Raw genomic sequence first — 17,604 nt, 5'->3', positions numbered from 1 at the left:
ACGGTCAGCGGGAGGACCAAGCGAGGAAGCCGATGAGGACGAGGAACGCGACGATCACGATGGTGTCGGTGACCGGATGACCGGTGAAGGTCTCGGCGTTCTCGGCGGCGATGGGCAGGAGCTGGTTCATGCTGTCCTCTTCTGGTGTTCGGGGTTTGAGGTGGTGTGCCAGTGCTGCCCGGATCGGCAGCGGTACGCGTGGATGGGTCGGCGGCCTGGTGTCGCGCGCCGCAACTGTCGACTGATCGCGTTCTCCGCTTCCTGCCTGGTCCCGTACCGTTTCTTGTTCGGCGCGGTGCAAGCAGGTTTGATCGCGTGGATGCGGTGCATGTACCAGCCGAGCCGCGCTTGCTCAGGCAGGTCACCTTTGAACGTTTCCCCGCATGCGCAGACGGCTTGATGACGACTGCCGACCGCCCGAATGATCGTCAGCTCGTGACTCATGCCGCCAAACCCTCCCGCGACATCAACGCATCCTGCTTGTCGGCTTCCGGCTCCTTATCGGGGTGCGCCCGACCAGCCCAGATCACGCCCTGCAAATGGATCTGTTCACCAGTCCACGGGTTCTTCACTCGCCCGGACAGGATGTCCTGCCGCTCCTGCTCGCACACGTCGAGCGCAGGGCAGGACTGGCAAAGCCGTTTGATGCGCGTATGACGTCGTTGCCGCTGCTCTTTCGTCTCCCCAACGATCAGGTAGTCCCACGGGTGCGTGCGGGTGACACGCGATTTGGAGAACACGGCTTCAGTGATGCAGGGGGCGCCCGTGTATGGGCTGGGTTCCTTACTCATCGGCGGACGACCGCGACGATGGGGGCGATGATGATGCCGGCCAAAACGAGGATGGGGGCGGCGAGGAGAGCGAGGCCGCGGTAGATGGTGTGTCGCATTTGCTGATCCCTTGCCTCAATAGGTGCTGATCTTTGCGTATGTCGAACACTGTAGTTCACATCGCAGACTAAACGCAATGATGCAAACACAACTGTGGGGGTGCGGATCGAATCCCGCACCCCCACAAGGGTTTCCAGGCTGGTCTAGTTGCTGTTGTGGAGTGTTTTCAACGCCTCCGCGCCGTCGCCGAGCAGGACAGTCAGTTCGTGCGTCGAAAGGGTGATGACAATGCCACGACCGTGATCACGCAGGTGCAGGGTCGCGTACGTGACCCCATCCGCAGCAGGCGGTTCCACGGCGAAGTCGGCGCTTGCGCCGGTCTCGGTGATCACGCGGCACGCCCCGAACGCCTGGCCGCCACGGTGCGGGTCGCAAGATTGCGTTCCCTGGCAGGCAGTGAGGTCGGCTTCTTCACGCGTGGTCGCCCATCGTTCGCGGACCTCATCGCCGCCAACGCATGCAAGGCTTGCACATAGTCGCTGATGGCTTGGTCTCGGTCGGCGCGTGCACACCAGTCGGCACGTTCGGCAAGGTCTTCCACACTCTGATACGCCTTCGAGTTGTATCCACCCGCCGCGCTCACAGGTGATAGTCCTGTTCCAGCAGGACCGGCCGGTAGACGCTGGTCTCGGTCGGCTCCAACCCGATGATGTTCGGGCCGCTACGTCCATAGGCGGCGTAGTAGATGAGTTCGCCCTCATCCACCGTGTAGTCGCCGCCCTTGTATCCGGTGATCGGCTTTCCGATCTGCTCCCGATACTGATTGGCGAGGACGGTGGCGGACTCCTGGTAGTTGCAGGGTTCGGTGGCGTTGCGTTCGTAGTAGCCGCGGTACGAGTCCACCAGACCGTCGAGCCCTTCCACGGTGGCGTCACCGAGCTGGTCAAGGGTGGCGATCAGTTCGCCGAGGGTGAGGCGGCGATAGGTTTTCAGGTTGTCGTTCATGCTGCTGCTCCCAGATCCTTTTCCATCGCGTCAATCACGCGGTTCTCATAGATGTTGATCGCGTCGTTCAGCCAGTCGATGCAGGCTCGGCGACTGATATACATGAGGTGTTCGGTTTCCTCTGCGGTGGTGCCCAAGAGTTGGGCGCCGACAACAGCGATGTGGGCGTACTGCCCGGTCCGATAGTTGACGAGTTCGACCGCGTCATAGCCGGCGTCGGGGTCGACATGCGCCCAGTCGGTGTCGGACAGTTTGACTGCCCATCCGAGGATGTCGCGGGTGAAGTCGTCGGCCGCGAACTGGAACGGGTGCCGGTCGATGTGGCGCAGAATCTTCCGCATCAAAGGGATGTTGTGGGTGGTCGTCATAATGTTTCCGTTCGATAGAAGTTGGTAGGGGCGGCGCCCGAAAGGGCAGTCATCTCGGGCGCCGCACTCCTCCTCCCCCACAAGCCAGCCCGCAGTCAACGTGTGGTGCGGCGGCAGGGGGAAGGTCTTGGGGTTACGGGACTTCGGTGAATCCGACCCCGTTCGCGGCCTGGTCGAGGCGGGTCGTGTCGTAGGTGGTGGGGGTGTCGTTGCCGTTCACGGACAGCCGGAACAAGTCGGGGCCGATCCGCTGCCACGTCGTATACGAGTCGAGGCGAGCTAACTGGACACGCACACCTGCGGGGATGTCGACGGCACGAGACCAGATGCGGGGCTGGCTTTCACGCGCGGCCATCGGTCACCTCCACTCCTGCACGGAACTTGCCGCAGTAGCAGCAGCCGGAACGCATCAAGTCGGGTGCCGTCGCGCACCACGCACCGCCGGTGACATCAGGCACGGGGTTGTGGACGATCTCGCCGTCGTCGGTCTCGGTCTTGCTGTATCCGTCGAAAACCCAGTCAACGAGGTCCGACCAGCAGGCGGTTGGTATCTCGTCCAACTGTTCGGCGATTTCCCACCGCTGGCCTTTGTCGAGTTCGGTCACGACAGAACCTCCACGAACCCATCGGTCGCCATGCTGTCGGCTTCGGCCCTGCTAATGCTGTCCCCGTAAAACTCACCGTCGCAGTACGGGTAGAATCGGCCAGCGAGCGCGTCATGCTTCCAGGTGACGTTGCTGTCGTCGCCCACCACTTTCACGGGCACCAGATGCGGAACGCTGCTCGCCCAAATCCATGTGCGCGGCTCGGCTTTCGGGGCGTCCTCCACCGTTTCGCCGGGCCTGTGGGTGAAGCCGTCCGGGTAGCGGGTGTTCAGTTCGTCGGTGGACTGGTGGGCCAAGTTTCCGCCGTCGATGAGCTGCAAAACCCAGTCAGGGCCGCGCTTGAATGTGTAGCTGCCGAGCGGGTCTACGGCGGGAACGAACGTGCGACCGATAGGCACGTCCTCGACGGTCTTCCATGTCGGCTCGGGTCGCTCGACCGCGGGTTCGGTGTCGCGGTCGCCGTCCAAGATTTCGACGGTCGTCCGCACCATCACCACCGACGTGTTTTCGGTGAACACGTCCGCCAGCCCCCAATGTGTGATCAGGCGGGCAATGTTGCGGATCGTGTTGCGGGCGTGGTGTTCGTCGAGGTCGCTCCACAGCCACGCCTCGTCACCGTTGGGCAGGGATTCCCGTTTCGGGTACCCGGATTTCACGTCACTGGGCAGATCATGCGCGAGTTCCCCGTTCGGCAAACGGATCGCGTATCGGATGCTCGTGTTATCGGTCACGACTCGACCCCCATCGTGGCGATCGGATACCAGTAGCCGTTGTCATCCATGTCCTCGATGACGTCGATCGGGGACTGTGCGTCGTGGTGGTCGGCAGGATGGATGCGATGCGCCCACCAGCCACCAGTGGGGCAGGCGACCCAGTCGATCGGGGTACCGCAGGTGAGGCAGTCGGCGTTGATCAACTCGTTCACGACTGTCCCCCCGTGTAGCAGACGAACAGTTGGCCATCCCGGAACACAGCGTCGAACTGACCGCCCCGGAACGCGGCGATCATGCCGCCCCGAATCTGCGACGCATACCCGCGGGCTGTCGTGTCCTTGATCGGGACAGGCCATTTCGCCCATTCACCGGGGCGTTCACGCAGGGCGGCAGCGAACGCCCGGTATTCGGCGCGGCCACTCTCCTGCGGCTTCTCTGGTGGCAGTTCGGTCACGAATTCGACGGTGATAGTCATGCTGTCACCGCCGAAACGACTGTGACGGACTCGATCGCGTCCAGATTCCAGATGCAGCCTGACGCGCAATCCCACGTGTAATACCACTCGCACTCAGCCCCATAGCGTCGCTCCCACTGGTATGGGGCGATCATGATGCCGTCGTAACGCGCCGCAACCTGCTGCCAGCCGATTCCCCAGAAACGGCGGTCTCGATCGCGTCGGACATCGAAGTCGGTTGGTGTCACGAATTCAGCGCCGAAAGCATCCATTTCGGAAACGGAGGTAATGTAGCGGATGTTTGCGGTGTCGGTGATGCGCACCTCATGCGCGACGGCGAGACTGTCGAACCCGTAGTCCTCGCTTGTGCACCAAGCGGGCCAGTCCTGTTCGCCTTCCACCGACACCCAAAAGCCGACAGGCTTAGTGAAAGTGCTCGGGTTGCTCTGCTCATAGACGCGGGTGCGGTCGAGCGTGAGGGGCTGCGCTTGGTAGTGCATGAGGCGCGCACTGATTGGATTGTTGGTCATGCTGCTTCCTGTTGGATTCGGTCGGCGAGTGCTGTGATCTGGGTGGCGGCGTCGGTGCGGCTTTCCCAACGCAAGTCGTGTGCGAGCGCCCGCAATTGGGTGATGATTTCGGTGTCGCTGTAGAGCTGGATCGGCATCACTGCTGCTCCCAGATGGCGTCGGCGCAGTCAAGGTACTCATACGGGTTGTCGACATCGCGGATCTTCCAGCCGCAGCGAAAGCACCGGAACTCGGTGACGTCGTCGAGGTAGACGTCGCATTTAGAGCAGTACAGACTGTTCACTGGTTCTCCTGATGGTCGTTGAGGAATGTGTTGCAGCGGTCGCGGAGTTCAGTGACCGCATCAAGGTCCAAATCGGCGCGGATACCGTGGCAAGACGAGTCACCCAAACCGACACGCAACGTCATCCGCCCGGTCCCGTCCTCCACACCCACATCCACCGTGTAGCCGGCGTGGTCGACCAGGGGCGCGTCCCCGTAATGGGTGACGCGCCTCGGCTCGTCGCGGCGCGTGATCACGCCGCCGCCTCCTTCGACGCGGCAGCCTTGTGGGCGCGGTACTGCGCGATGCCCCACACGATCGCCTGGCAGGCGCGCAGGTAGTGGACGCTATGGTCACGAATGTTCCACTCCCAGCTGTCACGGAAAGTGAAGTTCTGACGCCCGCTGTGATGCGACACGTAGCGGAACGTGTCCGCAGATCGGAGCGCGGACGGCTCATCCCAAGCACACTCCAAGACGTCCTCGCGGATCTGCCGGAACAGGTCGGCGGACTCGCCCTCGTACCGGTCGCGCCGGTACCAGAACTCGGTCACGACCTGGCGGCGGAATGCCTCCTCGGAGAACACCAAGGGCGCTGTGCCCGCGACGATTTTCTCGGCCCAGTAGTCGGGCTGGATGCTCGACTCGGCGGAGTGCCCGAAGAACTCGAACATGTCCTCGATGCGGCCGAACGTCCAGTCGCCGATGTCGCCGGTGATGGACAGGCGGTGCGGCCAGGTGATGATCTCGAACCAGCCGACCTGGCCGCGCGTGCCGAACTGGATGTGCCGGTACAGGCCCTGGTCGAGGTGGATCGTCATGCCGTCGAGGTGCTTGGCGTAGCCGAGGAAGTCCCGCTTGGATGCGGCGTAGAGGTCGCTCACGCCGCCACCTGCCCCATCCCGTAGGTAAGTGCCCACCCGTTGACGACGACCTGAACCCCGTAGTCGTCGTCCCCCTGGAACGCTTCCCCCAGGATTTCGGTGATCCCGGTCGCGGCATGCTGGAGCGAGAACGCGACCTGATGGAGGGTGCCGGGCTCGTACACGTCGACTTCGGGGTCGGCGTCGACGTCGTAGTAGTCGACGTGGACAGCGGCCGGAAGGAGTTTGTCGATGTGGCAGTCACTGTCACGGAAGTCGTATCCGTCCCAATCGACTTCGACAACCACACCCTCCACATCGGTGGGGAGACCGAGGATTTCGAGGACTTCACTCTTGCTGTAGTCACGCATGGTCGTTGCTCCTAGGCGGCGTAGTCGGAGGCGGGCAGAACACGGGCAGGCACGGTGACGTCGATTTCGTCCCAGGTGTCGCCCGCGAGGGTGGTGATGGCGTCGGACGCGCAGGACAAGCAGTGCTGATGCCCTTCGCGTTCAGCGCCGCGCGTCAGGAAACGGACGGTTTCGGTCAATACGAGGGAAGGGGCGCCGCATTCGTCGCACGAGTCACCGAACATGCGATCCGGGGCGGTGCGTCCGATGACGCGGTAGTCGTAGGTGCCGAGCAGGTGTCGGATCGCTGCGTTGGTTTCGTCGGCGCGCAGGTCGCGAACACTGATGCGTTCCCACGTTTCGCCTTCATGCTGGCAGTCGCGGCAGCCTTCACCGCCACATGCGCGGTGGGTGACGGGCAGGAGATGGTGGTCCATCGCGGGCCTTCTTTCGGTGAGTGTGTGGGTTCCGGTGGCAGCCGGTGTTGTGTTGTGATCGTATACACAACGATATGATGTGTGCAACGTTATTCGATGAATCGACACCGGATCCACTGAGGAGACACCGTGAAGACCGTTCGAACCGCTTGCTGCGGAGTGCAGACGTGACCGCGGAGAGGGCCGATAAGGGCCGGCGCCTGACGTTCACGCAGTCGCCTGGGACGGCCGCGTATGTGGAGAAGCTTGCAGCTCAAACGGGTTTGCCGAAGGCGGATTTGTATAACGCGGCGATGAGGTTGATGGAGACGGTGTTGCCTGCTGTGGCGGGGAGTGAGGGGGCGCGGAAGGGTCTGATTTTGCAGGATGTGGAGCCGGGTGTGCGGGCTGTGTTGGGTGATGTGTTGGCGTCGATTCCGCGGTCTCGGCGCCGTGGTTGACGTACTGTTTATGGTTGATCGTATGGTTTCGCTTGCAATCGTCGTACACTCAGTGTACGGTTTGAGTATCAGCAAGCCACCAAAGGAGCCCCCGATGAACGCCAGCATCTACACCCGCACCCGCGCCGCCCGCAAGGCCGCCGCCGCGCTCATCCGGGCTCGTCTCGCCAGCGTGCAGGCTGTCCGCTTGGTCCGCGCCCTGCGGAAGCTCAACGGCATCCACGTCGCGGGCCTGCTGGAGCGCGGCGCACTGGTCACCGTCTCCCAGGTTCTCGCTGGCCTGGGTGCGGACGCCGACCTGATCCGCCGCTTCGCCTCGCAGGCGGGCAAGAAGATCAAGGCCGCGTTCCTCGGCGCCTACGGCAGCGAGCCCCAGCAGGTGTGGAAGGTCGTCAACGGCCGCCCCCGCCAGGTGCTCGCGTACGTGCCCGGTGAGCCCGCCATCCGCGCTGGACTCGCCGCCTACGACAAGACCGCCCACCTCGTCGCCACCCCGGTCGCGGCCTGAACCGACACACGCTGGCGGGCCGCTCCGGTGGCCCGCCCCCAACCCACTAAGAGGAGCCATCGATGATCGCCACCGCCCGCGAGACTGTGACCCTCACCGGCATCACCCGCGCCCACGGCGTCTGTGCGTGCTGTGGCCGCAGCCTCGGTCGCGTGTTTCAACTGTCCGACGGACAGGAGTACGGCCGCCGTTGCGCCGCCAAGGTGACCGGTTTCAAGATCACTGACCAGGCTGTGCGTTTGGCCGAGGTCGAGCGCCGCAACCGCATTGCCGCCGCTGAACTGTCTGAGCGCTCGGCTGATTGGGCGAAGCTGTGGGGAGACGCGCACCCTGCCGCATGGGATGGCCTTGTCGAGTATCGGGATGGCGGCATGGACGCCGCTGCGGCCGTCGAGTTCACCCTCAGCTTGGTCTCCCGTGGCGTGTACGCGGCCTGACCCACACCACTTGGCGGGCCGCTACACCAGCAGCCCGCCCCCTGGAAGGACACCCCAATGGTCAAGAAGACCCGCACCGTCATCGTCGGCAACCTCAAGCCCGGCGACCAGATCACCCAAACCGGCAGTGTCTTTGAGGGCGCTGTCGTAGCCGCTGCCCCCACGCCCGCGACCACCGGCGATTGTCCCTGCCGCTGCCCTCGCGTCCTGATGACAGACGGTCGCGTGATGGACGTGTACGGCTGGGGCGACGTGGTCACGATCGTCGACCAGGACGAGTCGTGACCACCCCGGCGCACTTGTCGGGTGACGAGTACATGGAGCTTCTTCAGCGGCGGGCGGACGAATGGCTGGCCTCCTGCTCGACCATCAAACCGAAGTTCCCGCCGCTGCTGGAGTGGTTCATTCAGGACGGGGATGAGGATTTGGTGGACCCGGCCATCCTCGCGCCCCCTGAGCCGCAGCCGAAGCCGGAACGTCAGCCCCGCTACTACCGGCCGGCCTCGTATTGGCGGGAGCGGGTGACACGGTTGGAGGCTCAGCGGGCGGCGCTCACGGAGCCGTTGATACCGGATCGTGCGGCAGCGGGTGGTGTCGCGTTGGGGCCGCGACGGACGGCACGTGTCCAGCAGCGGGAAGACGCCAGGTTGCGGAGATACGTGGAGTTGGACAAAAAGTTGCGGCACGCCGAGCGCATGTTGTGGAAGGCGGAAGCGCGTGAGAACGGCGCCGCTGCCTGACCCTGCTGTCTGATTTCAAGCGGAACTATTGATCGGAGAGAACGACATGCCCGAGCGCGATCTCATTCACACCCCCGAAGGACTCGAAGCGCTGCCTGTCGGCGCCCGCATCGACGACTCCGGCCTGACGGCCCGCAAGACCGAGGACGGCGCATGGCTGTACGACGACGGCCAGCACTGGGAGCCGCAGCACTTCCCCGTGCGCCGCATCTCCTGACCACCTGGCCCGTGGTGGCTGGCGCCCTACCCGCCGTCGTGTAGAGGGGGCCAGTGTTGTTCCCCGCGAGCGACAGCCACCACACCCCCAACCGCTTGAGAGAGAGCCCCTGATGATCTTGTCCCGCGACATCATCGACCTGATCGGCGACTACCGCCGGTACGCCGACCTGAGCCGTGCCGCCGCCCGCGTCGGCCGTCTCGATCATGAGGCCGCGTTCCGGCAGTTGTCGGTGGAGGCGCTGGCTCAGGTGACCGACGAGCAGCTGGCCGCCTACTTCGCTAGCTTCGCCTAGCCCACAGGGTCGCCCGTGGAGGGGCCGCGAATGGCGATCAGCGGCAGCAGGTTCGACACCTGCCGACCCACCAACCGAGAACGTATCGAACAGAGGAGAACTGATGGACATCGTTGGAAGTGAGTGGGTTTCACGGGACGGGAAGCGCGCGTTGTTCGTGTTGCGTGAAGTGTCCGAGTTCCGTGGTGACCGCATGTTCATGGTGCGGGGCACACGCGGTTCGGGGCGGGAACGGATGATCTCGTACCCCGGCCTGCTGAAGAAATACACGCGCATCACCGAGGAGAACTTGCGGTACGAGTTCGAGACCGTGTGGTGTTCACGCTGCGCCCGCCCCCGGCGTGTGCGTGTCGTGCCGTCCCAGTTCAGTTCTCAGCTGCCCGAATGCTGCGGTGTGCGTGACTGGTGCGAGACCGAACACGATGCCGTGGCTGCGATGGCCGCGGCGAACCGACAGGAGAACTGACATGGCTGCTTGCCCTGATTGCGCCGACTACATCTTCGACTTGGAGTGGGTCAGCATGGAGCGTGCGCGTGCCCTCGAAACTGCCCGCGACGAGATCACGCGACTGGAACGCGAGCTGGCCGAGCTGCGGCGCGACCACCACCGTGCGACCGCCGAGTTGAGGACCCGCGATCAGCTCGCGGACTGGGCTGGCACGGAGGACCACTCATGTGCATGCCATGTGGTGCCGATGCCGCCGTGCACGCACTGCACCGACTGCGACGAATGCAACAAGGAGAACTGATGACCGAGAAGACCGGCTTGGAGTGGCTGACCGTGGGCGCGACCGTCGCCTACATCTGCAACAGCCGACTGAGCAGCCGCGTGCGTGAAGCCGTGGTTGATCGCATCGGGAAGCGTGATGTGGTTGTGCTCGTGGACGGGGACGAGGGGCGATTCAACATCACCCGGACCCGCGCACGCGGTGAGACGGCGTGGCTGCACGAGTACGGCGACGGGCTGAGCGGCCGAAGTTGGGATTTGGCTCCACTGGATCACCCGGAGGTGTTGGTGATCAAGGCTGCGCAGAAGCGGCGTGCTGTCACGACCTCGGTGGGGCACGCTGCCGACAAGTTCAAGAACCGTGGGGATGTCGAGTCCGCCAAGGCGTTGCGTGACGCCGTGGACGCCTTCCTGAAGCTCGCTGAGCCCGATGACCAGCCCTGAACGCCCGGACCTTGCGGGTTGGCGTCGCCGGCAAGCGTTGCGGTCCACGTCGGCGGCGCAACCCGTGCGGTCAGGCAGAGAGTATCGGCGGAAGACCAAGAATGAGCGAGAGAAGGAGAAGAGAGATGGCGCGACCAGGTAACCTGCCGTCGCCGAATGCCTGCCGGTACTGCGACACTGACCGGGCCACGCATTTGCAGCGTTGGGCGCCGGGCGTGAAGTGGCATGGCTGGTGCGAGCCGACACCGGAGCAGCGGAAAGCACGGATGCTCGGGATTTCGGTGGAGCAGTTGCAGGCGCGGGAGAACATGCCGTCTGAGTTGCGTGAGCGTTTGGCGGCGTGGGATTCGCTGTCGGATGAGGGGAGGGCTCAGGCTGTGATGGAGATCGCCTTGTGGGAGCGGGCGTTCACTGAGGGTGTAGCGGCTCGCCTGGATGTGGAGGCCGGGTTGCGGGAAGTGTTCGACAGGACGGATGAAGTGGAAGGATCTCAGGCATGAAAGCAACTGAACTCATTCTCCTGCTGCGACAGGCGGTTAGCGAGCACGGCAACCTGGATGTGCGGATCTACTCGCGCGCCGCTGGTGGCGAACTAGAGATCGACCGTGTGGAGCACAACGAGGATGACGACAGTCCAGCAATCAACGTCTCGGCGGAGGATTGAGCCAGTAGCCCCGCGTACAACGACGCCCCGAACCTCGTGCGAAAGGTTCGGGGCGTTGTCGTGTCGCGGGATCGCGGTTGTGTGCGATCGGTTTCAGACTACCTCTTGCGAATGTATTCCCTAGGGTATACATTAGTGTCACACCAACCAAGGGAGGCCGAAATGATCACCAATCGCCGCAACCTGACCGCCAACATGATCAAGCCCGGCACCCGCGTCATCATCCCCAACCCCGATAGCGACACCCCCGCCGAAATCACGGTAACCATCGAGTTCGGGAACGCGACCAGGTTCCGGGGCCGTGACGCCGATGACCGCGCCTACTGGAGCAGCGCCAAAGTCGCCCGCCTCGCCAACAACTAGTCCGACACACAATCGCATCACATCAACCAGCCCATAACAGGAGAAGCGACCATGAACACCGTGAAGATCCTCCGCACCGTCCGCCACGCCGACGGCGACATCACACAGGACACGAGCGCACCCATCCTGCGCGAACGCGCCGACAACGCGATCCGCAACGCCAAGAAGAGGGATGAGGACTACAACACGCGCATGACCGCAAACTTCCGCATCCGCACCTCCTACACCCTGCTGCCCGACGACAAGGAAACGGAAGAAGTGTGGTGACTGACCCATGGGAGTCGCTGGCGCGCCAAGCGCGCCAGCTGGCGGATATGGCGGACCGGTACGCGCACACTCCGCCCGCCGAGTTGGCGCCGACCGAGGAGCGGGACGTGCTGTCTGAGTTGGATCGGCGGGCGAAGGCTGTGGTGTCGGCTGCCGCGTCGGTTCGGCGGTCCACGTGGGATGCACTTTCAGAGGAGGGCATGTCGGATGCTGCGATTGCCCGGTTGTGGGGTGGGTTGACGCGGGCGACGGTCAGCAACGCCAGAAAGCGCCCGCATCGGGCGCGTTGACCTCTCTGGCTACACTCCGGTTATGGGTGACGAGGAGAAGCCGCGACTATGCAGCTTGTGCGCTGAACGGCCCGTACGTGGACCGATCAGCATCATGTGCGAGGACTGCTTCCAGCGGGTCGAGAAGGCTGGCGCAGACCCGTACGCGTGGATGGGTGAGCGCGGCGCCGCTGACTAGGCTTCCTGGGTGGCGAGTAGTTCGAGGATGTCGTCGAGTCCCATGTGCCGCCAGCCGACGATGACCCGATGGTCGGGGCGGTGGTACACGTCCCCGTTGAGGGGGAATCGCTGAAAGTTCCGGCGAACGTGCACGCTCGAACCGGGGTCGACTTCTGCGAGTTCACAGATTTTGCGCGCGAGTTCCCCGGTCACCTGCGCGTCTGGGGTGAGACCGCGGTTGAAGTTAGCGAGCTGTCGATAATTGGTGATTACGGCCACGGTGGCCCTCCTCATCGATCGAAGGGTGCAGGCCCGCCGACAGCCTATCCGATGACGCCGACAGATCAACCTTCGTATACGCGCACTGGGATGCCTGCGACGCGTGCTCGGTTGATGCAATGCCTCGTGCCTTTCGATTCGCCGAGAGGGAAGGCGAGGCAAAGGTGGGCGCCGAGGTCGATCATGGCTTGGTTGCGGATCGGGCCGGCGCGTAGGCCGTCGCGGTTCCAGTCTGCGGGGTGCGCTTCCACAGGGAGCCCTCCCCTAGTCCAGATGTCGGCGGCGATGGTGTCGGCGCCGCGGGCTGCGCCGTGCACCAAGACGATGGGGCCGGGTTGGAGGTTGCGCCACGCTTGTGCGAGGGCGTCGCGGATGGTTTGCCGGTCGCGCCAGTTGCGGCTACCGGTGATCAGGAGTCGTTTCATTGAGGATGCGGTGCGCCTGGTCGAGTTTGTTGGCTGCTGCGTCGAGGGTCGCGGGGGTTAGCGTGACGCCGTGGCGGGCGGCTTCGGCGAGCTGGTCGCGGACCTGCTGTAGGTAGGTGAGCGCGAACTCTCGGGGCGTCTGCTCAGGCATGCGCGCAGGATACCGGCCCGCCGGCGTTCAGTTTCGGGGCGTGTTCGGCATTGTTGAACACGCGCACGGTGAACAGGAGGCGCTTGCCGGACTCCGCCGTCATGCGGCGTCCGGTTCTCCCGCCTGTTCGGCTCGGTCGCGGGTGTGGGTGAGGTTGCGGACCGACACGATGTCCTCGGCGGGCGCAAACAGCAGCAGCTTCCAACGGCCCTCGACTTCCCCGTGGAACGTCCACCCGTTCCGCGTCCTCGTCGCTGTCGCACCGGGGAGGAACGCGCCAAGCATGTCAGCGGGCGGCAGGAGCACCTGATGGGCGTCGATGTGTTCGATGTGCCCTGACGCCCAAATGATTTCGTAGGTGTCGAGCGGGCCGTAATCGTAGCTCACGCCGCCTCCTGCTGTTCGTTGGCGGGCGCCCAATCGTGGATGACACGCTCAGTGCGCCAACCGTTCCATTCGAGTACGCGCATCACGATCCGCACCCGACCAGGCTTGTTCAAACGCCCCAAGATCTCGATCGCATCCGACAGATCATCCGCGCGAGCGAACTCCGCCGCCTCATCACTGTCCGGTGCCCGCAACTCGACCGTGAAACAAACCTGCCCCACGCCGTCACGCCGGTTCTGGGCGGCTGCCTGTTCTGCCCGCACACGAGCCGCCTTCACCCACGCATCAACTTCCCGCCACGGAACCAAGCCAGCGGGACCTTCGATGCAGCCGGGGTCTCCGTAGCCGCTGTGCTCCCACTTTTCGTAGCAGTGGAGGGCGTCATCGAGGCTGTCTCGCGCTTCGATCTTGCGGTCTTCCCAATGGTTTCTGCCCCACACGAGGTAGATGCCTTCGGGGCCAGTCGATTCGCTGCCGTCCGTGCGGATGATGTAGGTCATGCTGCCTCCTCGCTGTCAGGTGCCCAAATGACTGTCCACGGATACGCGAAGTCTTCGGTCGGGTTGACGCGCAGGTCGTTGCCGGGCGTGTACCAGCCGTTGTAGGTGTTTTGGCCGATCGCACCGTCAGCGGAGCGGATGACCAATCCAGCGGGGAGATCGTCGAATGGGTCGATGGTGGCGTCTATCTGGTCACCGACTGCCCAACGTTTCATGGCTCCTCCACGTGTTCAATCCAGTTGGTGACGTACCTGGTTTTCCGATCCATGCCGCGCCCGAGGTATCGCTGTTCGACCGCGACTGGTAAGAGTTCGGCGAGCGCATCCACGACACGCTGCGCGCGGCGTCGGTATGCCTGTTTCGGCCCGTAATCGTCGGGTGCATTGTCGAAGCTCGGTGCGGGTGGTTCACTGTCGAGGACGTCCCGGTTGGTGATCGCGTCGTAATGGGTTTTCCAGTCGTCGTATTCGGCGCGCGCGACACGTTCGGCAGCGAGAGCACGGATCTCGTCGGGGGTCATGCGTTGGCCTCCAGGATCGTCCAGTTGTTGTAGCCGTCGCTCCCCCACCAGACCGCGCGTGAACCGGTGGGTGGTTCGAACCATTCGAGCGGCCCGATCGGTTCCCCGTTCTGGGCGTGACTGTTGGCCTGCGCATAGGCTTTCGCGGCGTCGATCGTCTCCCATGCGCCCGGTTCAGGCTGTCCACGCCACGTCAGACGGTAGGTCACAGCTCCCCCGTTTCCAGCCATGCACGCAGCGCTTCCACCTCGGCGGGTTTGTTGATGCCGAGAGGACGGAACGCGCACCACAAATGGCCTTCCGCACACGGTTCTGGGGTGGTGAAGACGTCGAATACGATCACCATGCTCAACTGGAGCACGTCGTAGGTGTAGTCGATACGTATGAGCGCGTCCGGGTTGGTGATGTCGAGCCGTGACCGTACCTGTTCGGCGAGGACACCGTCCGCGTACACGAACGGGGACCCCAGGTTTCGTGGGTGCGGCTGGTTCACCCACGTCATCAGGTCGTCGAAGGTCGAAACCGTGGGCGTCATGCGGTCAGCTCCGTGATGTCGATGATGGTGGGGTGTGGGTCGTGGCCGTCACGTACACGAGTCACCCGGTGATCGCTGGCAGGGTTCGCACGCAGCCACGACACGAGTTCATGTTTCACCGTGAACGCGGCAAGAATGTCCGCACAGCCGCCCTCGACCGCGGTCACGATGTACACGTACTCGGAGCGGGCCATCAGCGGATCACCTCACGTGAGCGGGGGCCAACAGTTCCCGGTAGAAGTCGCTGCCCGTGTCGATGTCGTAGTCGATGTATGCGATGTCCAGTTGCAGTCCCCGGAGGCTGGCGTCCAATCGGGCACGCCGCTCGTCGATGATGTGCAGCACGCCCGGATCGTCGGGGCGGCGGTTGATTTTGATGGTGGGGATCGCGCTGTAGCGGCGCTCCAGGGTGATGAGGCCGTTCCATTCGCTGGCGAGGGCGGTGAATACGTCGGCGACATGTCGCGGGTGTTCGGTGATGATCGCGGCACGTCGGTTCGCGGTGAGGCGCAGTTCCATGACGAGCCCTTGCGCGGTGATCCGGTTCATGCGTCACGTCCCGCGATCGCGTCATCCAAGCCGCCGTCCCAAAACCGGTTGAACACGGTCCCAGTCAGGCCGTCCCACAGGCTGTCGAGCGCACGCCCACCACCAGCCACCACATCGTTAGCGGATTCGTGACTGTGCTGCCCGATCAGTTTCGCGATGAACTGCATTTCCGCGCGCGTGAGCACAACGGTCGCAGTGTCGGGGAGTTGATTGTCGTCGAGAGTGAGAGCGACAACCTTCACTGCTGCTCCTGAATGTCAGTAGAAGATGGGCATTTGGACGCCGTTTCCAGCGGGCACGAAGATGACACCGTTCATCTCGCCTCCCGTGTCGCCGCCTTCACTACTTGTGGCGGCGCATCCAGCGAAAACGAGGAGCCCGACAGCAGCAACGCCAACTACCCAAATGAGGGCGAGGATCAGGGAATCAACCGGGTCTTTCACGCTGCCGCCTCCTGCGCGCGCCGGTTCAGCCGCTCAACAATTCGTGTAGTCACCAGGATCGCGGTATCCCAGTCGTCGAAATGGTCATGCCCTATGGTCCGCTGCACACCGTTCTCGCCCCGGACGAACAGCGCAAGCCAACAGCCCGAAGGTCGGTAGCAGCGTTCACAAACGGCATTCCGGCGGATGGTCGCCCGCGCCACAGGCAGCTCCCGATAGTCGGTCATGTGAACTCGCCCGTCGTCGTCACACCAGCGCGCCGTTCCGTCCACGACACCGGTTCAACGATCCACCGATGCCGAATACCGGTCGCCTTCAACCACCAGCCGTCGAGGTCGAGTTCGATGTCACGCTCCGTATAGCCTGGACCGCATGGGCAGTCCATTCCTGGCGTGTGTTCACTCCAATAGGATTCGCCGAGCATTTCCCGCGCGAACTGTTCGGCGCGCTCCCGGTTTTCGGTCATACCACTATTGTCTCAACCCGCGTCAACCCAAGAATTCGGCGCGCGTTCAGGAAATGCCCGCATTCCGTACGAGACGGAACACAGGCATTAACTGAACGGCGTTCACTCGGGGATGCCGAGTTGCCGCAACATATCCGAATGCCACGACGGCGACGACAAATCCACCTGCACGCGAGAAAACGCAGACACCAGAGCCGCATCCACCGCCGCCTCACGCTCACGCACACACTGACGAGCCGCCTCACGTTCCGCAGCACGCCGCGGCTCATCCAGCCACGACACGAACGCGCCTAGCCCCCAGTCCAGTTCCTCCGTATACGAAACGTCCAGTCGGACAGCAATCTCCCCGCATCGAATGACCAGCCAACGCGCCGAGTCCGGGGCGCAGCAGTCACAAATCCCGCGAGTAGGTTTCAGACTCCTCAGCGAACCAAACAGGCACATGCTTGTTCACACCTAACCGTGCCCGCACTTGATCGGCGAGTTCCCCGACTGCTTGCGCGCGAGGCTCATCCGCTCCATCGGCGTACATAGCCCACTCAGCAAAAGAACCAACTCTCTCGCTCATTCCACCACTCCCTCACTGATTCGGTCTTCAACCCACTTCAACGAAACCGGTGTCAGATCATGCGCATCCACACCCACATGCAACTGCCTACCCCGCTGCTGAACATTCGAGTGCGTGTGACCATGCAACAACCAGCCCCCGATATCGACAGGCCGCCACTCGTTATGCCTCAACTCCGGCGTATGGTCGCCGTCCTGGTCATGCATGAACGGGAAATGCGACAGACGCACACGATGACCGAGAACCTTCCGCGTCGCCGCAGACTGGATCGTTTCAAACACCTCCAACCACACCCGCAGCACCTTATGCGCCTGCGAATGCATCGGATGCACAGCATCATGATTACCGCTCACCAAATGCTTTACGCCAGGACGAGCAGTCAACCAATCAAGACCAACATGCTCATGCCCGCGACGTCCCACAATATCGCCGAGAACCCAAACCTGATCAGTATCCCGAACAACCCGATCCCAATTCGCGGCCAGGACCGCATCATGCACGTCGATATCGTCGAAACCACGCAGTTCAGCAACCTTCGCATGCTGGATATGCAAATCGCTCACGAACCAGACTGCTGTCACACCTGCCCCCACTCTCTCCCGCACACGCATGCGCGGATCACCTCGAACACGGATTCATCCGGCAACTCCGGATACACGACACGACGCACAACCTGCCCCGCGAAATTCACGACATCGAACCACTCCTTCACCCACTCCCACGCCTCCACCTGTTCACGCGTAGGCACCGGCCGGGGCACACGCAAACCATGCACCCCGATCCGACCACACGACGGACACGAAGCGACCGCGGT

Annotated in this window: 47 protein-coding genes; 13 read left to right on the top strand and 34 right to left on the bottom strand. The window is 63.4% G+C overall.

Going from position 1 to position 17,604, the window contains the following annotated elements; all coding sequences use genetic code 11:
- Positions 1-4: 4 nt before the first annotated feature.
- The 18 genes from IU449_RS29560 to IU449_RS26890 all read right to left on the bottom strand — a co-directional run bounded on the left by IU449_RS29560 (position 5) and on the right by IU449_RS26890 (position 6,416).
- The gene (locus IU449_RS29560) at positions 5-130 is read right to left on the bottom strand and encodes a hypothetical protein (protein ID WP_267468404.1); all 126 of its coding nucleotides are present in this window, start codon (positions 128-130) and stop codon (positions 5-7) included.
- Positions 127-444, bottom strand: coding sequence for a hypothetical protein (locus IU449_RS26970; protein WP_195004983.1), 318 nt, complete (start codon positions 442-444; stop codon positions 127-129). The genes IU449_RS29560 and IU449_RS26970 overlap by 4 nt, the downstream gene beginning before the upstream one ends.
- Positions 441-791, bottom strand: a complete 351-nt coding sequence (locus tag IU449_RS26965) for a hypothetical protein (RefSeq protein ID WP_195004982.1) — start codon at positions 789-791, stop codon at positions 441-443. The genes IU449_RS26970 and IU449_RS26965 overlap by 4 nt, the downstream gene beginning before the upstream one ends.
- 242 nt (positions 792-1,033) lie before the next feature.
- Positions 1,034-1,222, bottom strand: a complete 189-nt coding sequence (locus IU449_RS26960; RefSeq protein WP_195004981.1) for a hypothetical protein — start codon at positions 1,220-1,222, stop codon at positions 1,034-1,036.
- Positions 1,223-1,469: 247 nt separating this feature from the next.
- The gene (locus tag IU449_RS26955; protein ID WP_195004980.1) at positions 1,470-1,835 is read right to left on the bottom strand and encodes a hypothetical protein; all 366 of its coding nucleotides are present in this window, start codon (positions 1,833-1,835) and stop codon (positions 1,470-1,472) included.
- Positions 1,832-2,203, bottom strand: coding sequence for a hypothetical protein (locus IU449_RS26950; protein ID WP_195004979.1), 372 nt, complete (start codon positions 2,201-2,203; stop codon positions 1,832-1,834). The genes IU449_RS26955 and IU449_RS26950 overlap by 4 nt, the downstream gene beginning before the upstream one ends.
- A gap of 133 nt (positions 2,204-2,336) precedes the next feature.
- Complete coding sequence (locus IU449_RS26945) at positions 2,337-2,558, bottom strand: hypothetical protein (RefSeq protein WP_195004978.1); 222 nt, start codon at positions 2,556-2,558, stop codon at positions 2,337-2,339.
- On the bottom strand, positions 2,545-2,808 hold the full coding sequence (locus tag IU449_RS26940; protein WP_195004977.1) for a hypothetical protein: 264 nt from the start codon (positions 2,806-2,808) through the stop codon (positions 2,545-2,547). The genes IU449_RS26945 and IU449_RS26940 overlap by 14 nt, the downstream gene beginning before the upstream one ends.
- Positions 2,805-3,539, bottom strand: a complete 735-nt coding sequence (locus IU449_RS26935; RefSeq protein WP_195004976.1) for a hypothetical protein — start codon at positions 3,537-3,539, stop codon at positions 2,805-2,807. The genes IU449_RS26940 and IU449_RS26935 overlap by 4 nt, the downstream gene beginning before the upstream one ends.
- Positions 3,536-3,733 carry a hypothetical protein gene (locus IU449_RS26930; protein WP_195004975.1) on the bottom strand — a complete coding sequence of 66 codons (198 nt, stop codon included), beginning with the start codon at positions 3,731-3,733 and terminating at the stop codon, positions 3,536-3,538. The genes IU449_RS26935 and IU449_RS26930 overlap by 4 nt, the downstream gene beginning before the upstream one ends.
- The gene (locus tag IU449_RS26925; protein WP_195004974.1) at positions 3,730-3,975 is read right to left on the bottom strand and encodes a hypothetical protein; all 246 of its coding nucleotides are present in this window, start codon (positions 3,973-3,975) and stop codon (positions 3,730-3,732) included. The genes IU449_RS26930 and IU449_RS26925 overlap by 4 nt, the downstream gene beginning before the upstream one ends.
- A 17-nt stretch (positions 3,976-3,992) precedes the next feature.
- Positions 3,993-4,505 carry a hypothetical protein gene (locus tag IU449_RS26920; RefSeq protein ID WP_195004973.1) on the bottom strand — a complete coding sequence of 171 codons (513 nt, stop codon included), beginning with the start codon at positions 4,503-4,505 and terminating at the stop codon, positions 3,993-3,995.
- A complete protein-coding gene (locus IU449_RS26915) occupies positions 4,502-4,642 on the bottom strand; it encodes a hypothetical protein (RefSeq protein WP_195004972.1) in 141 nt (46 codons plus the stop codon). The genes IU449_RS26920 and IU449_RS26915 overlap by 4 nt, the downstream gene beginning before the upstream one ends.
- Positions 4,642-4,788, bottom strand: coding sequence for a hypothetical protein (locus IU449_RS26910; RefSeq protein WP_195004971.1), 147 nt, complete (start codon positions 4,786-4,788; stop codon positions 4,642-4,644). The genes IU449_RS26915 and IU449_RS26910 overlap by 1 nt, the downstream gene beginning before the upstream one ends.
- On the bottom strand, positions 4,785-5,024 hold the full coding sequence (locus tag IU449_RS26905) for a hypothetical protein (RefSeq protein ID WP_195004970.1): 240 nt from the start codon (positions 5,022-5,024) through the stop codon (positions 4,785-4,787). Before IU449_RS26905 ends, IU449_RS26910 begins: the two co-directional genes overlap by 4 nt.
- Complete coding sequence (locus IU449_RS26900; RefSeq protein ID WP_195004969.1) at positions 5,021-5,650, bottom strand: hypothetical protein; 630 nt, start codon at positions 5,648-5,650, stop codon at positions 5,021-5,023. Before IU449_RS26900 ends, IU449_RS26905 begins: the two co-directional genes overlap by 4 nt.
- Entirely contained in the window at positions 5,647-6,000 is a 354-nt protein-coding gene (locus IU449_RS26895) for a hypothetical protein (RefSeq protein ID WP_195004968.1), read from the bottom strand. The genes IU449_RS26900 and IU449_RS26895 overlap by 4 nt, the downstream gene beginning before the upstream one ends.
- 11 nt (positions 6,001-6,011) lie before the next feature.
- Entirely contained in the window at positions 6,012-6,416 is a 405-nt protein-coding gene (locus IU449_RS26890; protein ID WP_195004967.1) for a hypothetical protein, read from the bottom strand.
- Positions 6,417-6,950: 534 nt separating this feature from the next.
- Between IU449_RS26890 and IU449_RS26885 the strand changes: the two genes are divergently transcribed.
- The 13 genes from IU449_RS26885 (at position 6,951) to IU449_RS26825 (ending at position 11,518) form a co-directional block, all read left to right on the top strand.
- A complete protein-coding gene (locus IU449_RS26885) occupies positions 6,951-7,364 on the top strand; it encodes a hypothetical protein (RefSeq protein WP_195004966.1) in 414 nt (137 codons plus the stop codon).
- Between the two features lie 62 nt (positions 7,365-7,426).
- Positions 7,427-7,801 (top strand): hypothetical protein, encoded by a 375-nt coding sequence (locus tag IU449_RS26880; RefSeq protein WP_195004965.1) that lies wholly within the window; start codon positions 7,427-7,429, stop codon positions 7,799-7,801.
- Between the two features lie 57 nt (positions 7,802-7,858).
- Positions 7,859-8,086 carry a hypothetical protein gene (locus tag IU449_RS26875; protein WP_195004964.1) on the top strand — a complete coding sequence of 76 codons (228 nt, stop codon included), beginning with the start codon at positions 7,859-7,861 and terminating at the stop codon, positions 8,084-8,086.
- Positions 8,083-8,541 carry a hypothetical protein gene (locus IU449_RS26870; protein ID WP_195004963.1) on the top strand — a complete coding sequence of 153 codons (459 nt, stop codon included), beginning with the start codon at positions 8,083-8,085 and terminating at the stop codon, positions 8,539-8,541. The genes IU449_RS26875 and IU449_RS26870 overlap by 4 nt, the downstream gene beginning before the upstream one ends.
- 46 nt (positions 8,542-8,587) lie before the next feature.
- On the top strand, positions 8,588-8,758 hold the full coding sequence (locus tag IU449_RS26865; protein WP_195004962.1) for a hypothetical protein: 171 nt from the start codon (positions 8,588-8,590) through the stop codon (positions 8,756-8,758).
- Between the two features lie 112 nt (positions 8,759-8,870).
- Complete coding sequence (locus IU449_RS26860; RefSeq protein ID WP_195004961.1) at positions 8,871-9,053, top strand: hypothetical protein; 183 nt, start codon at positions 8,871-8,873, stop codon at positions 9,051-9,053.
- A 103-nt stretch (positions 9,054-9,156) separates the two neighbouring features.
- Positions 9,157-9,519 carry a hypothetical protein gene (locus IU449_RS26855; RefSeq protein WP_195004960.1) on the top strand — a complete coding sequence of 121 codons (363 nt, stop codon included), beginning with the start codon at positions 9,157-9,159 and terminating at the stop codon, positions 9,517-9,519.
- 1 nt (position 9,520) lies between these two features.
- A complete protein-coding gene (locus tag IU449_RS26850) occupies positions 9,521-9,802 on the top strand; it encodes a hypothetical protein (protein WP_195004959.1) in 282 nt (93 codons plus the stop codon).
- Entirely contained in the window at positions 9,802-10,224 is a 423-nt protein-coding gene (locus IU449_RS26845; protein ID WP_195004958.1) for a hypothetical protein, read from the top strand. Before IU449_RS26850 ends, IU449_RS26845 begins: the two co-directional genes overlap by 1 nt.
- A gap of 125 nt (positions 10,225-10,349) precedes the next feature.
- On the top strand, positions 10,350-10,724 hold the full coding sequence (locus IU449_RS26840; protein ID WP_195004957.1) for a hypothetical protein: 375 nt from the start codon (positions 10,350-10,352) through the stop codon (positions 10,722-10,724).
- Positions 10,721-10,888 carry a hypothetical protein gene (locus IU449_RS26835; RefSeq protein ID WP_195004956.1) on the top strand — a complete coding sequence of 56 codons (168 nt, stop codon included), beginning with the start codon at positions 10,721-10,723 and terminating at the stop codon, positions 10,886-10,888. The genes IU449_RS26840 and IU449_RS26835 overlap by 4 nt, the downstream gene beginning before the upstream one ends.
- Positions 10,889-11,050: 162 nt before the next feature.
- Positions 11,051-11,251 carry a hypothetical protein gene (locus IU449_RS26830; protein ID WP_195004955.1) on the top strand — a complete coding sequence of 67 codons (201 nt, stop codon included), beginning with the start codon at positions 11,051-11,053 and terminating at the stop codon, positions 11,249-11,251.
- A 51-nt stretch (positions 11,252-11,302) separates the two neighbouring features.
- Complete coding sequence (locus IU449_RS26825) at positions 11,303-11,518, top strand: hypothetical protein (RefSeq protein WP_195004954.1); 216 nt, start codon at positions 11,303-11,305, stop codon at positions 11,516-11,518.
- 464 nt (positions 11,519-11,982) lie between these two features.
- Here the strand turns inward: IU449_RS26825 and IU449_RS26820 are convergent, their stop codons facing one another.
- The 16 genes from IU449_RS26820 to IU449_RS26745 form a co-directional block, all read right to left on the bottom strand.
- Positions 11,983-12,246 carry a hypothetical protein gene (locus IU449_RS26820; protein ID WP_195004953.1) on the bottom strand — a complete coding sequence of 88 codons (264 nt, stop codon included), beginning with the start codon at positions 12,244-12,246 and terminating at the stop codon, positions 11,983-11,985.
- 65 nt (positions 12,247-12,311) lie between these two features.
- Positions 12,312-12,671, bottom strand: coding sequence for a DUF2493 domain-containing protein (locus IU449_RS26815; RefSeq protein ID WP_195004952.1), 360 nt, complete (start codon positions 12,669-12,671; stop codon positions 12,312-12,314).
- Positions 12,646-12,822 carry a DUF6374 family protein gene (locus IU449_RS26810; RefSeq protein WP_195004951.1) on the bottom strand — a complete coding sequence of 59 codons (177 nt, stop codon included), beginning with the start codon at positions 12,820-12,822 and terminating at the stop codon, positions 12,646-12,648. Before IU449_RS26810 ends, IU449_RS26815 begins: the two co-directional genes overlap by 26 nt.
- 99 nt (positions 12,823-12,921) lie before the next feature.
- Complete coding sequence (locus tag IU449_RS26805; protein ID WP_195004950.1) at positions 12,922-13,209, bottom strand: hypothetical protein; 288 nt, start codon at positions 13,207-13,209, stop codon at positions 12,922-12,924.
- The gene (locus IU449_RS26800) at positions 13,206-13,709 is read right to left on the bottom strand and encodes a hypothetical protein (protein WP_195004949.1); all 504 of its coding nucleotides are present in this window, start codon (positions 13,707-13,709) and stop codon (positions 13,206-13,208) included. The genes IU449_RS26805 and IU449_RS26800 overlap by 4 nt, the downstream gene beginning before the upstream one ends.
- Complete coding sequence (locus tag IU449_RS26795; RefSeq protein ID WP_195004948.1) at positions 13,706-13,924, bottom strand: hypothetical protein; 219 nt, start codon at positions 13,922-13,924, stop codon at positions 13,706-13,708. Before IU449_RS26795 ends, IU449_RS26800 begins: the two co-directional genes overlap by 4 nt.
- Complete coding sequence (locus IU449_RS26790) at positions 13,921-14,229, bottom strand: hypothetical protein (RefSeq protein ID WP_195004947.1); 309 nt, start codon at positions 14,227-14,229, stop codon at positions 13,921-13,923. Before IU449_RS26790 ends, IU449_RS26795 begins: the two co-directional genes overlap by 4 nt.
- The gene (locus IU449_RS26785) at positions 14,226-14,438 is read right to left on the bottom strand and encodes a hypothetical protein (RefSeq protein WP_195004946.1); all 213 of its coding nucleotides are present in this window, start codon (positions 14,436-14,438) and stop codon (positions 14,226-14,228) included. Before IU449_RS26785 ends, IU449_RS26790 begins: the two co-directional genes overlap by 4 nt.
- Positions 14,435-14,764: a hypothetical protein gene (locus tag IU449_RS26780; protein ID WP_195004945.1), complete on the bottom strand. Its 330-nt coding sequence runs from the start codon at positions 14,762-14,764 to the stop codon at positions 14,435-14,437. Before IU449_RS26780 ends, IU449_RS26785 begins: the two co-directional genes overlap by 4 nt.
- Positions 14,761-14,958 (bottom strand): hypothetical protein, encoded by a 198-nt coding sequence (locus tag IU449_RS26775; protein WP_195004944.1) that lies wholly within the window; start codon positions 14,956-14,958, stop codon positions 14,761-14,763. Before IU449_RS26775 ends, IU449_RS26780 begins: the two co-directional genes overlap by 4 nt.
- A 7-nt stretch (positions 14,959-14,965) precedes the next feature.
- Positions 14,966-15,313 carry a hypothetical protein gene (locus tag IU449_RS26770; RefSeq protein ID WP_195004943.1) on the bottom strand — a complete coding sequence of 116 codons (348 nt, stop codon included), beginning with the start codon at positions 15,311-15,313 and terminating at the stop codon, positions 14,966-14,968.
- Complete coding sequence (locus IU449_RS26765; protein WP_195004942.1) at positions 15,310-15,555, bottom strand: hypothetical protein; 246 nt, start codon at positions 15,553-15,555, stop codon at positions 15,310-15,312. Before IU449_RS26765 ends, IU449_RS26770 begins: the two co-directional genes overlap by 4 nt.
- Before the next feature lie 15 nt (positions 15,556-15,570).
- Positions 15,571-15,756 (bottom strand): hypothetical protein, encoded by a 186-nt coding sequence (locus IU449_RS26760; protein WP_195005074.1) that lies wholly within the window; start codon positions 15,754-15,756, stop codon positions 15,571-15,573.
- Positions 15,753-15,983, bottom strand: coding sequence for a hypothetical protein (locus tag IU449_RS26755; RefSeq protein ID WP_195004941.1), 231 nt, complete (start codon positions 15,981-15,983; stop codon positions 15,753-15,755). Before IU449_RS26755 ends, IU449_RS26760 begins: the two co-directional genes overlap by 4 nt.
- Positions 15,980-16,222: a hypothetical protein gene (locus IU449_RS26750; RefSeq protein ID WP_195004940.1), complete on the bottom strand. Its 243-nt coding sequence runs from the start codon at positions 16,220-16,222 to the stop codon at positions 15,980-15,982. Before IU449_RS26750 ends, IU449_RS26755 begins: the two co-directional genes overlap by 4 nt.
- A gap of 564 nt (positions 16,223-16,786) precedes the next feature.
- A complete protein-coding gene (locus IU449_RS26745) occupies positions 16,787-17,401 on the bottom strand; it encodes a metallophosphoesterase (protein ID WP_195004939.1) in 615 nt (204 codons plus the stop codon).
- Between the last annotated feature and the right edge of the window lie 203 nt (positions 17,402-17,604).

It is taken from the genome of Nocardia higoensis, assembly GCF_015477835.1.
Classification (GTDB): domain Bacteria; phylum Actinomycetota; class Actinomycetes; order Mycobacteriales; family Mycobacteriaceae; genus Nocardia; species Nocardia higoensis_A.
Note: the sequence above shows the minus strand (reverse complement) of the source record. Positions and strands in the feature narration are given on the sequence as shown.